This window comes from Rhodococcoides fascians A44A, assembly GCF_000760735.1.
Taxonomy (GTDB): Bacteria; Actinomycetota; Actinomycetes; order Mycobacteriales; family Mycobacteriaceae; genus Rhodococcoides; species Rhodococcoides fascians_E.
Genome location: NZ_JMEX01000008.1, coordinates 404,018 through 419,209, shown reverse-complemented (window position 1 = coordinate 419,209; position 15,192 = coordinate 404,018). Strand labels below are relative to the sequence as shown.

20 protein-coding genes are annotated in these 15,192 nt (G+C 66.0%); 19 read left to right on the top strand and 1 reads right to left on the bottom strand.

Annotation, left to right across the window (positions count from 1 at the left end; all coding sequences use genetic code 11):
• The first annotated feature begins 46 nt into the window (after positions 1-46).
• The 5 genes from BH95_RS14200 to BH95_RS14185 all read left to right on the top strand — a co-directional run bounded on the left by BH95_RS14200 (position 47) and on the right by BH95_RS14185 (position 3,519).
• Complete coding sequence (locus BH95_RS14200) at positions 47-283, top strand: helix-turn-helix domain-containing protein (RefSeq protein WP_019666513.1); 237 nt, start codon at positions 47-49, stop codon at positions 281-283.
• A gap of 285 nt (positions 284-568) precedes the next feature.
• Positions 569-670, top strand: coding sequence for a 30S ribosomal protein bS22 (locus tag BH95_RS28300; protein ID WP_003402602.1), 102 nt, complete (start codon positions 569-571; stop codon positions 668-670).
• Positions 671-815: 145 nt separating this feature from the next.
• Complete coding sequence (locus BH95_RS14195) at positions 816-1,928, top strand: NAD-dependent epimerase/dehydratase family protein (protein ID WP_170947532.1); 1,113 nt, start codon at positions 816-818, stop codon at positions 1,926-1,928.
• Positions 1,925-3,013, top strand: coding sequence for a lysophospholipid acyltransferase family protein (locus BH95_RS14190; RefSeq protein ID WP_019666510.1), 1,089 nt, complete (start codon positions 1,925-1,927; stop codon positions 3,011-3,013). The genes BH95_RS14195 and BH95_RS14190 overlap by 4 nt, the downstream gene beginning before the upstream one ends.
• A gap of 17 nt (positions 3,014-3,030) precedes the next feature.
• Entirely contained in the window at positions 3,031-3,519 is a 489-nt protein-coding gene (locus BH95_RS14185; protein ID WP_037182787.1) for a GNAT family N-acetyltransferase, read from the top strand.
• A gap of 7 nt (positions 3,520-3,526) precedes the next feature.
• Here BH95_RS14185 and BH95_RS14180 read toward each other — a convergent pair whose 3' ends face one another.
• Complete coding sequence (locus tag BH95_RS14180; protein WP_230594353.1) at positions 3,527-4,453, bottom strand: HAD family hydrolase; 927 nt, start codon at positions 4,451-4,453, stop codon at positions 3,527-3,529.
• A 340-nt stretch (positions 4,454-4,793) separates the two neighbouring features.
• Between BH95_RS14180 and BH95_RS14175 the strand changes: the two genes are divergently transcribed.
• The 14 genes from BH95_RS14175 to BH95_RS28295 all read left to right on the top strand — a co-directional run.
• Positions 4,794-5,066 carry a glutaredoxin family protein gene (locus BH95_RS14175; RefSeq protein WP_026348038.1) on the top strand — a complete coding sequence of 91 codons (273 nt, stop codon included), beginning with the start codon at positions 4,794-4,796 and terminating at the stop codon, positions 5,064-5,066.
• A gap of 187 nt (positions 5,067-5,253) precedes the next feature.
• A complete protein-coding gene (locus BH95_RS14170; protein ID WP_019666506.1) occupies positions 5,254-6,117 on the top strand; it encodes a redox-sensing transcriptional repressor Rex in 864 nt (287 codons plus the stop codon).
• Complete coding sequence (locus tag BH95_RS14165) at positions 6,114-7,496, top strand: glutamyl-tRNA reductase (protein ID WP_019666505.1); 1,383 nt, start codon at positions 6,114-6,116, stop codon at positions 7,494-7,496. Before BH95_RS14170 ends, BH95_RS14165 begins: the two co-directional genes overlap by 4 nt.
• Positions 7,493-8,488, top strand: a complete 996-nt coding sequence (gene hemC / locus BH95_RS14160) for a hydroxymethylbilane synthase (RefSeq protein WP_019666504.1) — start codon at positions 7,493-7,495, stop codon at positions 8,486-8,488. Before BH95_RS14165 ends, hemC begins: the two co-directional genes overlap by 4 nt.
• Positions 8,489-8,647: 159 nt before the next feature.
• Positions 8,648-10,210, top strand: a complete 1,563-nt coding sequence (locus tag BH95_RS14155) for a uroporphyrinogen-III synthase (protein WP_037182784.1) — start codon at positions 8,648-8,650, stop codon at positions 10,208-10,210.
• 5 nt (positions 10,211-10,215) lie between these two features.
• Complete coding sequence (gene hemB, locus BH95_RS14150; protein ID WP_027498939.1) at positions 10,216-11,190, top strand: porphobilinogen synthase; 975 nt, start codon at positions 10,216-10,218, stop codon at positions 11,188-11,190.
• A complete protein-coding gene (locus tag BH95_RS14145; RefSeq protein WP_033188647.1) occupies positions 11,187-11,786 on the top strand; it encodes a hypothetical protein in 600 nt (199 codons plus the stop codon). The genes hemB and BH95_RS14145 overlap by 4 nt, the downstream gene beginning before the upstream one ends.
• Positions 11,787-12,086: 300 nt before the next feature.
• Positions 12,087-12,245, top strand: coding sequence for a hypothetical protein (locus BH95_RS29085; protein WP_020112522.1), 159 nt, complete (start codon positions 12,087-12,089; stop codon positions 12,243-12,245).
• 68 nt (positions 12,246-12,313) lie between these two features.
• On the top strand, positions 12,314-12,748 hold the full coding sequence (locus tag BH95_RS14140) for a hypothetical protein (protein WP_033188646.1): 435 nt from the start codon (positions 12,314-12,316) through the stop codon (positions 12,746-12,748).
• Positions 12,741-13,217: a hypothetical protein gene (locus tag BH95_RS14135; protein ID WP_033188645.1), complete on the top strand. Its 477-nt coding sequence runs from the start codon at positions 12,741-12,743 to the stop codon at positions 13,215-13,217. The genes BH95_RS14140 and BH95_RS14135 overlap by 8 nt, the downstream gene beginning before the upstream one ends.
• Positions 13,214-13,453, top strand: coding sequence for a hypothetical protein (locus tag BH95_RS14130; RefSeq protein WP_033188644.1), 240 nt, complete (start codon positions 13,214-13,216; stop codon positions 13,451-13,453). Before BH95_RS14135 ends, BH95_RS14130 begins: the two co-directional genes overlap by 4 nt.
• 16 nt (positions 13,454-13,469) lie before the next feature.
• Positions 13,470-13,751, top strand: coding sequence for a metal-sensitive transcriptional regulator (locus BH95_RS14125; RefSeq protein ID WP_019666495.1), 282 nt, complete (start codon positions 13,470-13,472; stop codon positions 13,749-13,751).
• A gap of 21 nt (positions 13,752-13,772) precedes the next feature.
• A complete protein-coding gene (locus BH95_RS14120) occupies positions 13,773-13,985 on the top strand; it encodes a heavy-metal-associated domain-containing protein (RefSeq protein WP_019666494.1) in 213 nt (70 codons plus the stop codon).
• A gap of 75 nt (positions 13,986-14,060) precedes the next feature.
• A partial coding sequence (locus BH95_RS28295; protein ID WP_157773209.1) for a PQQ-dependent sugar dehydrogenase occupies positions 14,061-15,192 on the top strand: 1,132 nt, incomplete at its 3' end.

Here is a 15,192-nt window from a genome sequence, read left to right as displayed (position 1 = left end):
GGAGGGGAAGCCTGCCGCGCGAGACGTGCCGGAGGTAAGTGGATTGATGGTGCCTGCAAACAAGCCGGTCAAGAGTGCGTCCCAGGACGGACAGTCAGCTGTCGCTGGAACGCAGTTCCTCACGGTCGCGGAGGTCGCGACCCTGATGAGGGTGTCGAAAATGACTGTGTACCGATTGGTGCACGGCGGAGAATTGCCTGCTGTGCGAGTGGGTCGATCGTTCCGTGTGCATGCCAAGGCTGTGCACGATTACCTCGAGACCTCGTACTTCGACGCAGGCTGAGCGGCCCGAGAGTCGTCGGCGGTACACCTCGCCGAGCCGGTTTCGTGGAACCAGGTCCACCCCGGTAAGGTGAGGTTTCGTCGTGGTCGAGTAATATCGACACTCGTGCCAGGAGCTTCAGGAGCTTCGTCGGTTGCATCGAGCTTCGGCAAACGAGGCCCGAGCGCCAGCTTGGGGATCGACGGCTCGGTCCGCAGTACGTGGGCGGATGGGTTCGAGGCTGCCAGGTAGGCGTACGCAACTTGCGTGCGCGAAACGCTAGAGAAGAACGTGAGGACACCCGCCATGGGTTCAGTGATCAAGAAGCGTCGCAAGCGCATGTCGAAGAAGAAGCACCGCAAGCTGCTTCGCCGTACCCGCGTTCAGCGCAGGAAACTCGGCAAGTAAATCTCGTCTCGACGGGCCCGTCACCTCGCAGGAGGTGTCGGGCCTTTCGTGTGTCATGGGACCGCTTGTTGCGTTTTCCACTGTCCTCGCATCTTCCGCGGATTCCAGTAGGCTTGCCGCCAGCGGTAATCAATCGGGGGTGTGAGTGACTTCGAACGAGCGAGGCGTCGCGGCGCCGAAGGTAGTGCTGGTCACCGGCGCGAGCCGCTTCCTCGGCGGATATCTCGTCACCAGACTTGCGCAGAACCCGGCTGTCGAGCGCGTCATCGCCGTCGACGCACAGTCACCGAGCAAAGACCTGTTGCGACGCATGGGCCGCGCGGAATTCGTGCGCGCCGACATCCGCAACCCGCTGATCGGCAAGGTCCTCCGGAACGCCAACGTGGACACGGTGGTGCACGCCGCCACCATCACCAAACCGCCCCGCTCGGGTGGTCGCGCCACGATGAAGGACCTCAACGTCATCGGGGCCATGCAGCTGTTCGCCGTGTGCCAGAAGTCTCCGTCGGTACAGAAGGTGGTCCTCCGTTCCTCGTCCTCGGTGTACGGGTGCAGTGCGAAGGATCCGGTGAAGTTCACCGAGGAGATGAGCGCCAGGCGGCCGCCGTCCGGAGCATTCGCCCGGGACACGATCGACATCGAGGGCTACATCCGCGGCCTCGGTCGGCGCCGCCCGGACATCGCCGTGTCGATCCTGCGGATGGCTCCGCTGATCGGTCCACGACTGAACGGGTCCATCTCGCGATACATGACGTCTCCGATCATTCCCAGCATCATCGGCCGCGACGCGAGGATGCAGCTGCTGCACGAGGAGGACGCACTCGCCGCGCTCGAACGAGCCACCGTCAGCGGTCCCGCGGGCACCTTCAACGTCGGCGCAGACGGCACCATCATGCTGTCGCAGGCCATCAGACGCGCAGGCCGTATCGAGGTACCCGTCCCGTTCGCGCTGTTCAAGAGCGTCGGGCGCGCCCTCATGGGATCGATGATGCGGGAGTTCACAACCGAACAGTTGGACTACTTCCACTTCGGCTGCGGACTCGACACCACTCGTATGCGATCGGACCTCGGATTCGAGCCTCGATGGACTACGGTTCAGGCATTCGACGATTTCGTTCGAGGCGCGGCGCTACGGCCGGTACTTCGCACGGAATGGGTCGATTCGGTGGAACAGCACGCGCTGCGCGCAGTCGACGGCGGCGCTGCCGTCACCAAGGCAGCACTGACGGCTGTGTCGGGTTCAGGACGGGAGGGGTGAACGAGGTGGCGAAGGTAATCCCGCTGCACGGCACCGGTTCCGGACGCGACGGAGCCGGTCGAGAGCGCGCTGCCCGCGCACGTGCCGACAACAACCGTGCCGATACCGGTGCGGCGAGCAGCCGTAGCAGACACCCGTCGTCGTACGCCGAGCCGACGCCGCCGATCCCACTGCTCACGCCGACCGAATCCACGGCCCACCCCACCGCGGCGACGGAGCCGTCACAGATCGACGACGTCAAGGCGAAGATCGTCGACACCATCTCGGAGACAGCGGAATTCGTGCGCCGCCGTCTCGCGGGCGATTACACGGTCGACGAGTTCGGATACGATCCTCATTTCGCCGACGCCGTCTGGCTGCCGCTGCTGCGACCACTGTTCGACAAATGGTTCCGTGTCGAGATCAAGGGAATCGAGAACATCCCCGACGACGGTGGCGCGCTCGTCGTCGCCAACCACGCAGGGGTCATTCCCGTCGACGCGCTGATGACGTCGGTCGCCGTCCGTGACCACCATCCTGCGCACCGCCCGTTGCGAATGTTGGCCGCCGACATGGCGTTCGAGATGCCGGGCGTCGGAACCATCGCTCGAAAGGCAGGGCACACCCTCGCCTGCAACCCGGACGCAGAACGTCTGCTTCGTATGGGTGAGGTCGCTGCGGTGTTCCCCGAGGGGTTCAAGGGCATCGGCAAGCCGTTCAGCGAGCGGTACAAGCTGCAGCGGTTCGGTCGCGGCGGATTCGTGTCCGCCGCTCTGAAAACCGGTGCGCCGATCATTCCGTGCTCCATCGTCGGTTCGGAGGAGATCTATCCGAAGATCGGCGACATCACCCCGCTCGCACGTCTGATGGGTATGCCGTACTTCCCGGTCACGCCGTTCTTTCCGCATCTCGGGCCGCTCGGTCTCGTTCCGTTGCCGTCGAAGTGGTACATCGAATTCGGTAAGCCGATCTACACCGACTCGTACGACGCGCAGGCGTCGGAGGACCCGATGGTGTTGTTCGAACTGACCGACCACGTCCGTGAAACCATCCAGCACACCCTGTACCGACTGCTGGCCAAGCGCCGCAATGTCTTTCTCGGGTAGGCAGTAACCTCGCCGGTGTGCTGATCAGAGACACCGTCACCGAAGATCTCCCGTCGATTCTCGACATCCACAACGACGCCATCCGGAACACGACGGCAATCTGGGACGAAACCGAAGTCGGTCTCGACGAGCGGATGGACTGGCTCGACGGCCGACTCCGCGCCGGATACCCCGTGCTCACCGCAGTCGTCGACGGCGCAGTCGCGGGGTATGCGTCGTACGCGCAGTGGCGCCTGAAGAGCGGATACCGTCTCACCGTCGAACATTCCGTGTACGTCGGTAGCGACTTCCACCGTCGCGGAATCGCCAGCGCCTTGATGGCCGAACTGATCGCCCGGGCATCCGCCGCGGGGATCCATGCGCTCGTCGGGGTCATCGAATCACGAAACACGACGTCGATAGCGCTGCACGAGAAGTTCGGATTCGTCACCGTCGGGCAGATGCCCGAGGTCGGCATCAAGTTCGACCGGTGGCTCGATCTCACCTTGATGCAGTTGACGCTCTAGCGCCTGCTCAGGCTCGGCGGCGGCCGATGACCGCGGCGAGGCCGCCGCCGACGGCACCGAGCGCGAGGGCCGTCGGGACGCCGATCTTGGCCGCCTTGCGGCCGGTGCGGAAGTCGCGGATCTCCCAGCCCCGATTCTTCGCCAGCTCGCGCAGGTCCGCGTCGGGATTGACTGCAACTGCAGTTCCGACGAGCGAGAGCATCGGCACGTCGTTGTGACTGTCGGAGTACGCGGTACACCGCTTGAGGTTGAGGCCCTCGCGTACGGCCAGGGTGCGGACGGCGTGAGCCTTGCCGAGACCGTGCAGGATGTCGCCGACGAGCCTGCCGGTGAAGATGCCGTCGTTGCTCTCGGCCACGGTTCCCAGCGCGCCGGTGAGACCGAGGCGTTCGGCGATGATCTGGGCCAACTCGAGCGGGGTCGCGGTCACCAGCCACACCTGTTGGCCGGCGTCGAGGTGCATCTGAGCGAGTGCTGCGGTGCCCGGCCAGATCTTGTCCGCGATCAGTTCGTCGTAGATCTCCTCGCCGAGCAGACGCAGCTCCGCGGTGGAGCGACCCTTGATGAAGGACAGCGCCTTCTCGCGGCCGCTCGCGACGTCGTCGCTGTTCTCCTTGCCGCTGACCCGGAACTTGACCTGCTGCCAGGCGAACTGCGCTAGGTCGCTACTGGTGAAGTACTTGCGCGCTGCGAGCCCGCGCGCGAAGTGAATGATCGACGCACCCTGCACCATCGTGTTGTCGACGTCGAAGAACGCTGCCGCGGTGAGGTCGAGTGGGACCGAACCTCCCGACTCGGCCTGCAGCGCTATCGCAGCATCGGCACTGGCCTCGCCTGCGACATTCGCGCGCACCTGTGCATCCGACGGACCGAGTGGATTACGGAGTCGCCGCTTGCGGCGCTTGTCCTCCCGCGGATGCTCCGTGTCGACCATGACCTCGTCCGGCACCTCGGTGATGGGAAGGTCGGGCGTCTCGGCGCTCGTGTCCGGGTCGCTGCTCCCGAGCGGGCCGTCAGGAGTACTTCCAGGCGTCTCGGAACCCCCGTTGCTCATCACGCGCACCTCCATGTTCGAGCACTGCCCCAAACCCTAGTCCGTAGCTCTCCGCGGGGAATCCCTCGCACTCGGTCACCCCCACCGATGACCTGCAGGCTCCACCCACGTGCGACCGGGTCGTTCCTGCAGGCTCCACTCCTGTACGACCGGGTCGTTCCCGCAGGCTCCACTCCTGTGTGACCTTCGTCTCTCTACTGTGGGTGAGAGGGTGGACGGTATGACTACAGCTGGTCCCACCGTGGTTCTTCTCACCCGAGCCGGATGTCACACATGTGTGGCCGCCTTCGAGCGATTGGTGGCGGTCTGCAGCGAGTTCGGGGTGACGCCGACGTCCACCGACGTCGACGAAGTCGCGAAAACTATGCCTGACCTGCGCGCAGAGTACGGCGACCGCGTCCCTGTCGTGCTGCTCGACGGCCGCGAACACAGTTACTGGGAGGTCGACGAACCACGTCTACGTGCCGATCTCGCAGCCAGAAGGGCACCCTAATAACGGGCCGTCGGTGCTCGCTTTGCAGGTGAGAGCCCCTCTAGCACGGATGCAGCGACTTTGTTCATTCGTTCACAAGCAGTTACCGTGGTGTCGGCGCAGGAATGGAACTGCGTGCAGTTTCTGGTGAGAGAAGCCCGCGGATCAGCGTGAAGACCGGCCGTCGCAGCCGATCGGACGAGGAGCCATGAACGTGACCGAAGAGCGCCCGGCCATGCCGGCTGGTGTCGACCGGTCACCTGGTGTCGATCCAGCCCGATCGGGCACTGCCGAACGGGTCATCCCACAGGCTACGGTGACGCGATTGGCCACCTACTTGCGGGTCCTCGGAATCCTCGCCGACGACGGCGTTCTGATCGTTTCGAGTGAAGAACTCGCCACTGCCGCCGGAGTCGGATCGGCCAAACTTCGCAAGGATCTTTCTTTTCTCGGGCCCAACGGTGTCCGCGGCGTCGGTTACGACGTTCTGCGACTGCGCGCCAAGATCGAGACCGCACTGGGACTGGACCGCGGGCACAAGGTGGTGCTCGTCGGCGTCGGAAACCTCGGCGAGGCCCTCGCCCGCTACGGAGGATTCGGCCGTCGTGGCTTCTCCATGGTGGGTCTGTTCGACCGCAACCCCGAGCGGGTCGGCCTCGACATCGACGGACTCCGCGTCCAGCACGTCGACCGGCTCGAAACGTCGTGCCGTGAACTGGAAGCGACCATCGGCGTCATCGCCACCCCCGACGATTCGGCCCAGGACGTGGCGTCGGCGTTCGTCGCCGGCGGAGTCCAGAGCATCCTCAGCTTCTCTCCGGTGACGCTGGACGTTCCCGACGCAGTGGAGGTCCGTCGCGTGGATCTGGCCGTCGAGATGCAGGTCCTGTCGTTCAACAGCTCCCGCAACGACGCGTCCGCGCTGTCGGCAGCGCCGCGGCTCGGCAGAAGCAGAGGCCCCCGCGTCACGCCCGGTTCTCTGGCAAGTTCGGCGCAATCCGCGCTCGGTACCCCGGTAAGTAGTTCGGCAAGCAGTAGCTTTACACAGAACGGATCGGTGATTACACCGTGAGTGTCCTCCTCGTCGGGATTTCGCATCGAAGCGCTCCCGTCGCAGTCCTCGAGCGTGTCGCCATCACGGAGACCGACCGTCCGAAGTTGACGGACAAGCTGATGGCCAGCGGAAACATATCCGAGGTCATGGTCGTGTCGACGTGCAACCGCGTCGAGGTCTACGCCGTCGTCGACGCCTTCCACGGTGCGCTCGCATCGGTGGGGGAGATCCTGGCCGAGCACTCCGGTCTGATGGTTCCCGAGCTGACCAAGCACGCCTACGTTCGCTACAGCGAAGCCGCTGTGGAGCACCTGTTCGCCGTCGCCAGCGGACTGGACTCGATGGTCATCGGTGAACAGCAGATCCTCGGTCAGATCCGTGCCGCGTACGCTGCATCCGATGCCTCGCAGGCGTCGGGACGTGTTCTGCACGAACTGGCCCAACAGGCACTGCGTGTCGGCAAGCGTGTGCATTCCGAAACCGGGATCGATGCCGCAGGCGCATCCGTCGTGTCGGTGGCGCTCGACCGCGCCGCCGCACTGTTCGGCGGCAGCCTCGAAGGCCGAACCGCTGTCGTGCTGGGCGCAGGGGCCATGGGCGGGCTGTCCGTGGCTCATCTCGGTCGGGCCGGAATCGGCTCGCTGGTCGTCGTCAACCGCACTCGTGAGCGTGCGGACCACCTAGCCGAGACCGCGGTGTCGGCCGGTGTCGCAGCAACCTCCGTCGACCTCGACGACCTCGCATCCGCCCTCGCCGACGCAGACGTGCTCGTCACCTGTACCGGCGCGGTCGGCGCCGTCGTCTCGCTCGCGGACGCCCACCACGCGCTCGCGCAGCGAGAAGCAGGCCGGCCGCTCGCCGTGTGCGACCTGGGACTGCCCCGCGACGTGGATCCGGCAGTCGCAGGACTCCCCGGAATCAGCGTGTTCGACATGGAGTCGCTGCAACGCGACCCCGCAGCCGGAGCGGCCTCGTCGGACGCGTCGGCGGCCCGCGAAATCGTGTCCTCCGAGCTTTCCGGCTACCTGGCGGGCCAGCGGCTCGCCGAGGTGACGCCGACGGTCACCGCGCTGCGCCAGCGCGCAGCGGAGGTCGTCGAAGGCGAGCTCATGCGTCTGGAATCGAGATTGCCCGGCCTGGACTCACCGCAGCGCGACGAGGTCGCGAGGACGGTGCGGCGCGTCGTCGACAAGCTTCTTCACTCTCCGACGGTCCGGGTCAAGCAGCTCGCCACCACCCCGGGTGGGGACTCGTACGCGGCTGCTCTGCGCGAACTGTTCGAGCTGAGTCCGGGCACGGTCGAGGCCGTCGCGAGCCCGATCGAGATCAACGGAATGGAACTCGTGGACGACTTCACCGCCAGCCGCACCGATGGTCGGAAGGGACAGTCGGAGTGAGCGTGAGTGAAAAGAATGTCGTTCGGATCGGAACGCGAGGGTCTCTGCTCGCCACGACGCAGGCCGAGACGGTCCGTCAGGGCTTGATCGCAGCAGGCCTCGACGCCGAACTCGTCATCGTCAAGACCGCGGGCGATCTGTCCGCTGCTCCGGTGCAGACCATCGGCGTCGGTGTCTTCACCGCCGCGCTGCGCGAGGCTCTCACCGACGGCAAGGTCGACATCGCGGTCCACTCCTACAAGGATCTGCCGACCGCACCCGACGAGCGCTTCGTCATCGCGGCAATCCCGCCCCGCGAGGATCCGCGCGACGCACTCGTCGCACGCGACGGCCTCGTTCTCGGCGAACTGCCCGCAGGCGCGAGGATCGGAACTTCGGCGCCGCGTCGCGCGGCGCAACTTCGAGCTCTGGGGCAGGGGCTCGACGTTCAGCCGCTACGCGGAAACCTCGACACCCGCATCGGCAAGGTCGCCTCGGGCGAACTCGACGCCGTCGTCGTGGCTCGGGCCGGACTGGCCCGCATCGGCCGCCTGGACGTCGTCACCGAGGCTCTCGACCCGGTCCAGATGCTGCCCGCGCCCGCTCAAGGTGCCCTCGCCGTCGAATGTCGGTCCGCGGACGTCGACCTCATCGAGGTGGTCCGCACACTGGACGACGCCAACGCGCGGGCATCCGTCGCCGCGGAACGTGGACTGCTGGCCGAGCTGGAAGCGGGATGCACCGCTCCCGTCGGAGCCATCGCCGAGGTCGTCGAATCCATCGACGAGGACGGGCGAGTGTTCGACGAGTTGTCGGTCCGTGGATGTGTCGCGGCAATCGACGGCAGCGACAGCATCCGAGCGTCCATCGTCGGCGCAGTGTCCGGCGCCGAGGAACTCGGTCGCGATCTCGCCCGCGAACTCCTGGACCTCGGTGCCCGGGATCTCGTCGCGGTGACCGAACCTGCACCCGCAGCCGGTTCCGCCGCTACCGGGGGAGCCGACCATGTCTAGGTCCATCACGGCTCCGACACGCGGACGAGCCAAACGCAGGGCCCCTCGGCCACCTGTGCGCGGCGGCGCGATAGCGACCGCGCGACTGATACCGAAACGGGGCCCGGCAACCCCGCTCGAACTGCATTACCCACACAAGACAGCACTGGAGAACAACCGATGAGCCCAGTCCGCAAGAACGCAAACGGACGGATCCTGTTCGTGGGATCGGGGCCGGGAGATCCGGCTCTGCTCACAGTCCGCGCACGCGAAGTGCTCGGCGCAGCCGAACTCGCCTTCACCGATCCCGACGTCGACAAGGGTGTCGTGGCGCTGGTCGGCAACGACCTCCCGCGCGACCCGGAGACCGGGGAGAACGGTGTCGACGTCCGTCCCGCCCTCGGTGAGCCCGCCGAGGTCGCGAAGACTCTGCTGGCCGAGGCCAAGAACGGCTACGACGTCGTCCGTCTCGTGTCGGGTGATCCGTTGACGACCGATTCGGTCATCGCCGAGGTCGCTGCCGTTGCTCGCACCCACGTTCAGTTCGAGGTCCTGCCGGGTCTCCCGTCCGGATCGGCTGTTCCCAGCTACGCGGGCATGGCCTTGGGCTCCGGTCACACCGAAGCCGACGTTCGCGGCGAGGTCGACTGGGCTGCTCTGGCGGCCGCTCCCGGCCCGCTGGTTCTGCACGCGACGTCCGGCCACCTCGCCGAGACCGCGAGTGCGCTCACCGAGCACGGGCTCGCCCCACAGACACCTGCCGCGATCACCGTTCGCGGCACCACCCGTCAGCAGCGGACCGTCGAGGCCACCCTCGCGACGCTCAACGACGCGGGCAGCGAACTCGTCGGCTCGCTCGTCGTGACCGTCGGAAAGGTCGTTTCGGGCCGAAACAAGATGTCCTGGTGGGAATCTCGGGCGTTGTACGGGTGGACCGTGCTGGTGCCTCGGACGAAGGATCAGGCCGGTGAGATGAGCGATCGGCTCGTCACGCACGGTGCGATCCCGATCGAGGTTCCGACCATCGCCGTCGAGCCGCCGCGCAGCCCCGCGCAGATGGAACGCTCGGTGAAGGGCCTCGTCGACGGCCGCTACCAGTGGGTCGTCTTCACCTCCACCAACGCCGTGCGCGCAGTGTGGGAGAAGTTCGAGGAGTTCGGGCTGGACGCTCGCGCGTTCTCGGGCGTCAAGATCGCCTGCGTCGGTGAAGCAACCGCGGACAAGGTCCGTTCGTTCGGAATCAACCCCGAACTGCTGCCGTCGGGTGATCAGTCCTCTCTCGGCCTGCTCGAGGACTTCCCGCCGTACGACGAGGTGTTCGACCCGGTCAACCGAGTTCTGTTGCCGCGTGCCGACATTGCCACCGAGACCCTTGCCGAGGGCCTGCGTGAACGTGGCTGGGAGATCGACGACGTCACCGCCTACCGCACGGTGCGTGCAGCGCCGCCGCCCGCCGAGACCCGCGAGATGATCAAGACCGGTGGATTCGACGCCGTGTGCTTCACGTCGAGCTCCACGGTCCGCAATCTCGTCGGTATCGCCGGAAAGCCGCATGCGCGCACACTCGTCGCGTGCATCGGGCCGAAGACAGCCGAGACGGCGGTGGAATTCGGTCTGCGCGTGGACGTGCAGCCGGAGACCGCGCAGGTCGGTCCGCTGATCGAAGCGCTCGCCGAGCACGCAGCTCGGCTGCGCGCCGAAGGCGCACTGCCTCCTCCCCGCAAGAAGTCCCGTAGGCGCTGAGGCCGGTGTTTCCCGTAGACCGTCCCCGCAGGCTCAGGCGTACCCCGGCGCTCCGGCGCCTCGTCGCCGAAACGTCGCTGCAGCCACGGCACCTGGTGCTGCCGATGTTCGTCGCCGACGGTATCGCCGAGCCTCGTGAGATCTCGTCGATGCCCGGAGTCTTCCAGCACACGCTCGATTCGTTGAGCACAGCCGCGGAGGAGGCTGTCGCGGCAGGCGTCGGTGGTGTCATGCTGTTCGGCGTGCCGAAGGCGGAGGACAAGGACGCCGAGGGTTCCGGCGCGAGCGATCCGGACGGCATTCTCAATCGCGGTCTGAGGCGGCTGAAGTCGGATCTGGGCGATGCGACGGTCATCATGGCCGACACGTGCCTCGACGAGTTCACCGACCACGGTCACTGCGGTGTCCTCACCGAGGACGGCGCGGTCGACAACGATGCGACGCTGACTCGTTACGTGGACATGGCGCTGTCGCAGGCCGATGCAGGGGCACACCTGCTCGGACCGAGCGGAATGATGGACGGGCAGGTCGGCGTCATCCGTGAGGCACTCGACGCCGCCGGGCACCGCGAGATCGGACAGTTGGCCTACTCGGCCAAGTACGCTTCGGCGTTCTACGGTCCGTTCCGCGAGGCCGTCGGCTCGTCGCTCCAGGGCGATCGCCGTACCTACCAACAGGATTCGGCGAACCGCCGCGAGGCCGTGCACGAGGTGGAGTTGGACCTGAACGAGGGCGCGGACATGGTGATGGTCAAGCCTGCGATGTCCTACCTCGACATTCTGCGCGACGTCGCGAACATCTCGTCCGTTCCGGTTGCGGCGTACCAGATCTCCGGCGAGTATTCGATGATCACCGCGGCCGCCCAAAACGGATGGATCGACCGCGACGCGGCAATCCTGGAGTCGTTGACCAGCATTCGCCGTGCAGGCGCAGACGTGGTGTTGACCTACTGGGCGACGGAAGCGGCGGGCTGGCTGTGAGCAATGACGGACAACGCCCGCCCGAGCCCGACTGGGCACGCTGGGAAGCCGAGCACGGCCCCGTAGGATTCGACGCCATCCCGCCGCAACAGCCCGCGGCCCGCAGTTCGGCTCCTCTGGACATCGAGACGTCACGGCATCTGTGGTGGGGTGTGACCGCGCTCGGGTTGATCAGTTTGATTCTGACCCTGGTGATGGTGAACTCCGATCGCACGCCGTTCGCCCAGCAACTGGTCGACGACGTGGCGAGACAGGATCCGTCGCTGCCGCTGACGCTCGAATCCGCGGAAAGTTACCTGACCGGCGCCCTGGTGTTGATGGCCGTCATCGGCATCGCGTTCGCGGGGCTGTTCCTGTACTGGGTGAACAAGATGCGACTCGGACGGCTCTGGGCGCGAACCGTGCTCACCGTCATCGGAACCGTCACGGTGGTGCTCGCCGTCCCGCAGCTGTTCGCCTTCGGTGTCGACGGTGGAGCCATGCAGATCGTCATGAGCGTCGCGGGCATTCTGCAGGGTGTTCTAGCGGGCGGCGCGGTGTATCTGATGCATCGCAAGGAGTCGCAGGCGTACTTTCTGGCGGCGCGGAAGCACTGACACTCGGCCGATGCTCCGCGTGTCACATCAGCCACATGCGTCACATGTGACTACGATCACGCGATGGGGGAACCCGTCGAGTAGATCGGACATCGCATGGCCCTATCCGAAGTTCCCGAGCCCGAACGCGGCCGTCCGCTGTGGGCGCTCCTCGGTCTGCTCACCGCCGTCTCGGTAGCCGTGCTGATCGTGAGTATGGGGTTGAGTGCAGCCTGACCTGGTGATTAGGGTGAGCACCCGAGCGAGGGTACGGTGACAATTGTCACTGCAGATGCCCGTTCGTCAGGATGAGGTGAACCCATGGTTCAGGCAAGTTCGAGGCGGATCGCACCACCCGCCGAGCGCACGATTCCCGTCGAACACGGTGTCACCCGAGAGCTCTTCCTGATCGCCCTCGTGGTTGCCATGGGCATCCTCGCATCGGTCGCAATCGTCATTCCGGCGCTCGTCTCGCACTGAAATTTCGCGCGGCGGTTCTCGGCCGACCCACTGTGGTTCGATCACACGCAACCGGGCACTATGAAGTCGTGAATTCGGACAAGGCCGCACGCCCGCGCGTCGTCACCGCTGCATACCTGCTGTGGCTGATCGCTGCGGTTCTGCTCGTCTTCGTCGCGTTGATCACGCTGACCGTGCCGGTGGACCAACTACGCACCTCTCTCGCCGACGAGGGCAACACACCCGCTCAGATCGATTCCTACCTCGGCACCATTCGTCTTCTCGGTGCAGGCTGCGGACTCCTGGGCATCGTTCTCGGATTCCTCGCCGGACCCGTGCGCGCCGGACACGCAAGGATGCGGGCCGTGTCCGTACTGCTGTCGTCGGTCACCGTTCTGCTGCTCCTCGTGGTGGTCTTCGTTTTCGGTCTGTTCTCCGAACTACTCGCAGTCGCCCTCGTCCTGATCGCCGCCTGCGTGGTGATCTACCGCCCCTCGGCGACACCGTGGTTCGCCCATGACTGACTCGAACGACGCGCTGTTCGAAGAGCCGGGAGCTCGGTGGCGATCGCTGCTGTGGGGGCCTGTCTTCTGCGCTGCGGTACTGGTGTTCGAGCTGCTGACGGGGCCTGTCGTCCACTGGGTCGCGCTCGCAGTGGTTGCCGTCGTGCTGATGGGCTTCACCTACGTTCAGGTCAGCGCAGCTCGCCGCCACGTCAGCGTGGCCCTCACGGCGACCGAGCTTCGCCAGGGCACCGAAAGGCTGCCCGTGGCGGACATCGCCGTCGTCTTTCCGGCGCCCGAGTACGCCGCGGGTGAATACGAGCCGAAGAAGTGGGAAACCGCCCGGGTGCTGGGTGAGCTCACCGGCATCCCCCGCCGACGCCACGGCGTCGGGTTGCGCCTGGTGGGAGGCGGCCTGGTTCAGGCCTGGGCGAAGGACGACGACGGCTTACGAGAGGCCCTGGAAGAAGTGGTGGTGAGCGGCCCATGAGATCCGCGGTGGAGGTGCTCGGTGCCGTGCTGTTGTTCGCGGCGGCCGTCGTGTGCTGGAACCTCGGTGCGACGGAACACCTGTTCGCGGCCACGGACGAGGGCGCGCCCGAATTCGTGGCGGTTCGGTACTCCGGTTCCTGGACAGCGGCCGGTGCTGCCTGCGTGACCGTCGCATTTCTACTGCTGGTCGACGCAGTCAGAGTTCGTTTTCAGGGGTGTTCCCATACCCGGTAGGGGTATCATCGGCGGCATGAGTAGTTACACGAGCGAGCAGGACGATCTGCTGAAGCGGCTGCGTCGCATCGAGGGTCAGATCGCCGGCATCTCGCGCATGGTCGCCGAGGATCGGTACTGCATCGATGTACTGACCCAGGTCTCGGCGGCAACCAAAGCGCTACAGTCCGTCTCGCTCAAGCTGCTCGACGCGCACCTCGCGGGGTGCGTCGTCGAGGCTGCCAAACGTGGCGGTCCCGACGCGGACGCAAAGGTGAAAGAGGCATCGGACGCCATCGCACGGCTCGTTCGGTCCTGAAGTCGCAGCCAACGGAGAGAGGTGTCGAGCGTGGAGAACAGTTACATCGTCGAAGGAATGACCTGCCAGCACTGCGCTGCGTCGGTGTCGGAGGAGATTTCCGAGATCGGTGGCGTGACCGGAGTGACGGTGGACGTGGCGTCGGGCAAAGTGGTGGTGACCAGTGATGCTGCACTGGAACGGGAATCGATCGCCGGTGCGGTGAGCGACGCGGGATACCGTCTCGTATCGTAGAAATGTCCGGTTTACCGGCCGCGGTTCGTGGTACAGGTCATAGATCATCCCTGCTCGCTTTCGAGGAGACGATCTGTGAACAAGTTGCTGGCCGGTACCGGAATCCTGGTGACCAGTCTTTCTCTGACACTCGCGTGTTCGACGGGGGCGGTGGCTCAGCCCCCGGAGGGCGGCGTCGGGTTGACCGTCACCACCGAGCTCGACGGGCTCGCCCGGCCGTGGGACGTCGTCCAGGCCCCCGACGGGACGATCCTCACCGGTGAACGTAGCGGCAGATTCGTCGTCAAGCGGGCAGACGGGTCGGCCGGTGAAGTCGCGGCGAATCTCGACGACCTCTACGCCCAGGGTGAGACCGGGCTGATGGGAATCGAACTGGCCCACGACTTCGAGCAATCGCGGGCACTGTTCACGTGCCAGGGCGTCGAGGGATCAGGCGTCGACACCGGGAGCGCGGCGCCCGGTAGCTCGCAGGCCGGAAGCGGCAATCACATCGAGGTCGTCCGGTGGACCGTCGACGAGGCATGGACGACGTTGACGCGGGACCGGGCCATCATCGACGACATCCCCGTCGCGTCCAGTGGCAGGCACGGCGGCTGCCGGATCCTGGCCGCACCCGACGGAACCCTGTACGTTGGCACCGGAGACACGGCGTCCCCGTCGGTGCCCCAGGATCGGAACTCGTTGGGCGGCAAGGTTTTGCACGTCGACGCTGTCGATGGCAGCGCCGCAGCGGATGCACCCGGCCGCATCTACACCCTCGGGCATCGCAACGTTCAGGGTCTCGCATTCCAACCCGGCACCGGCCGCCTGTACGAGGTGGAACAAGGCTCCACCCGCGACGACGAACTGAACCTACTGGTCGCGGGCGGAAACTACGGCTGGAAGCCGGACCGGAACCCGTTGATCTACGACGAGTCGGTCCCGATGACCGACCCCGATCGCGTTCCCGGCGCCATCGACGCGGTCTGGAGCTCGGGCGAGCCGACCATCGCCACCCCCGGCCTGACGTTCGTCGACGGTGCAGCATGGGGCGACTGGTCCGGCGCCGCAGTCATCTCCAGCCAGCAGGGCGAAAAACTGGTGTTCCTGAAACTCGGCGCCGACGGAATCACCGTCGAACAGGAAGTGGACGCTCTCGAAGGCGAGTGGGGCCGGCTCCGCTCACTCACCTCCACGGGCGACGGGTCGTTCCTGCTCACCACCGACA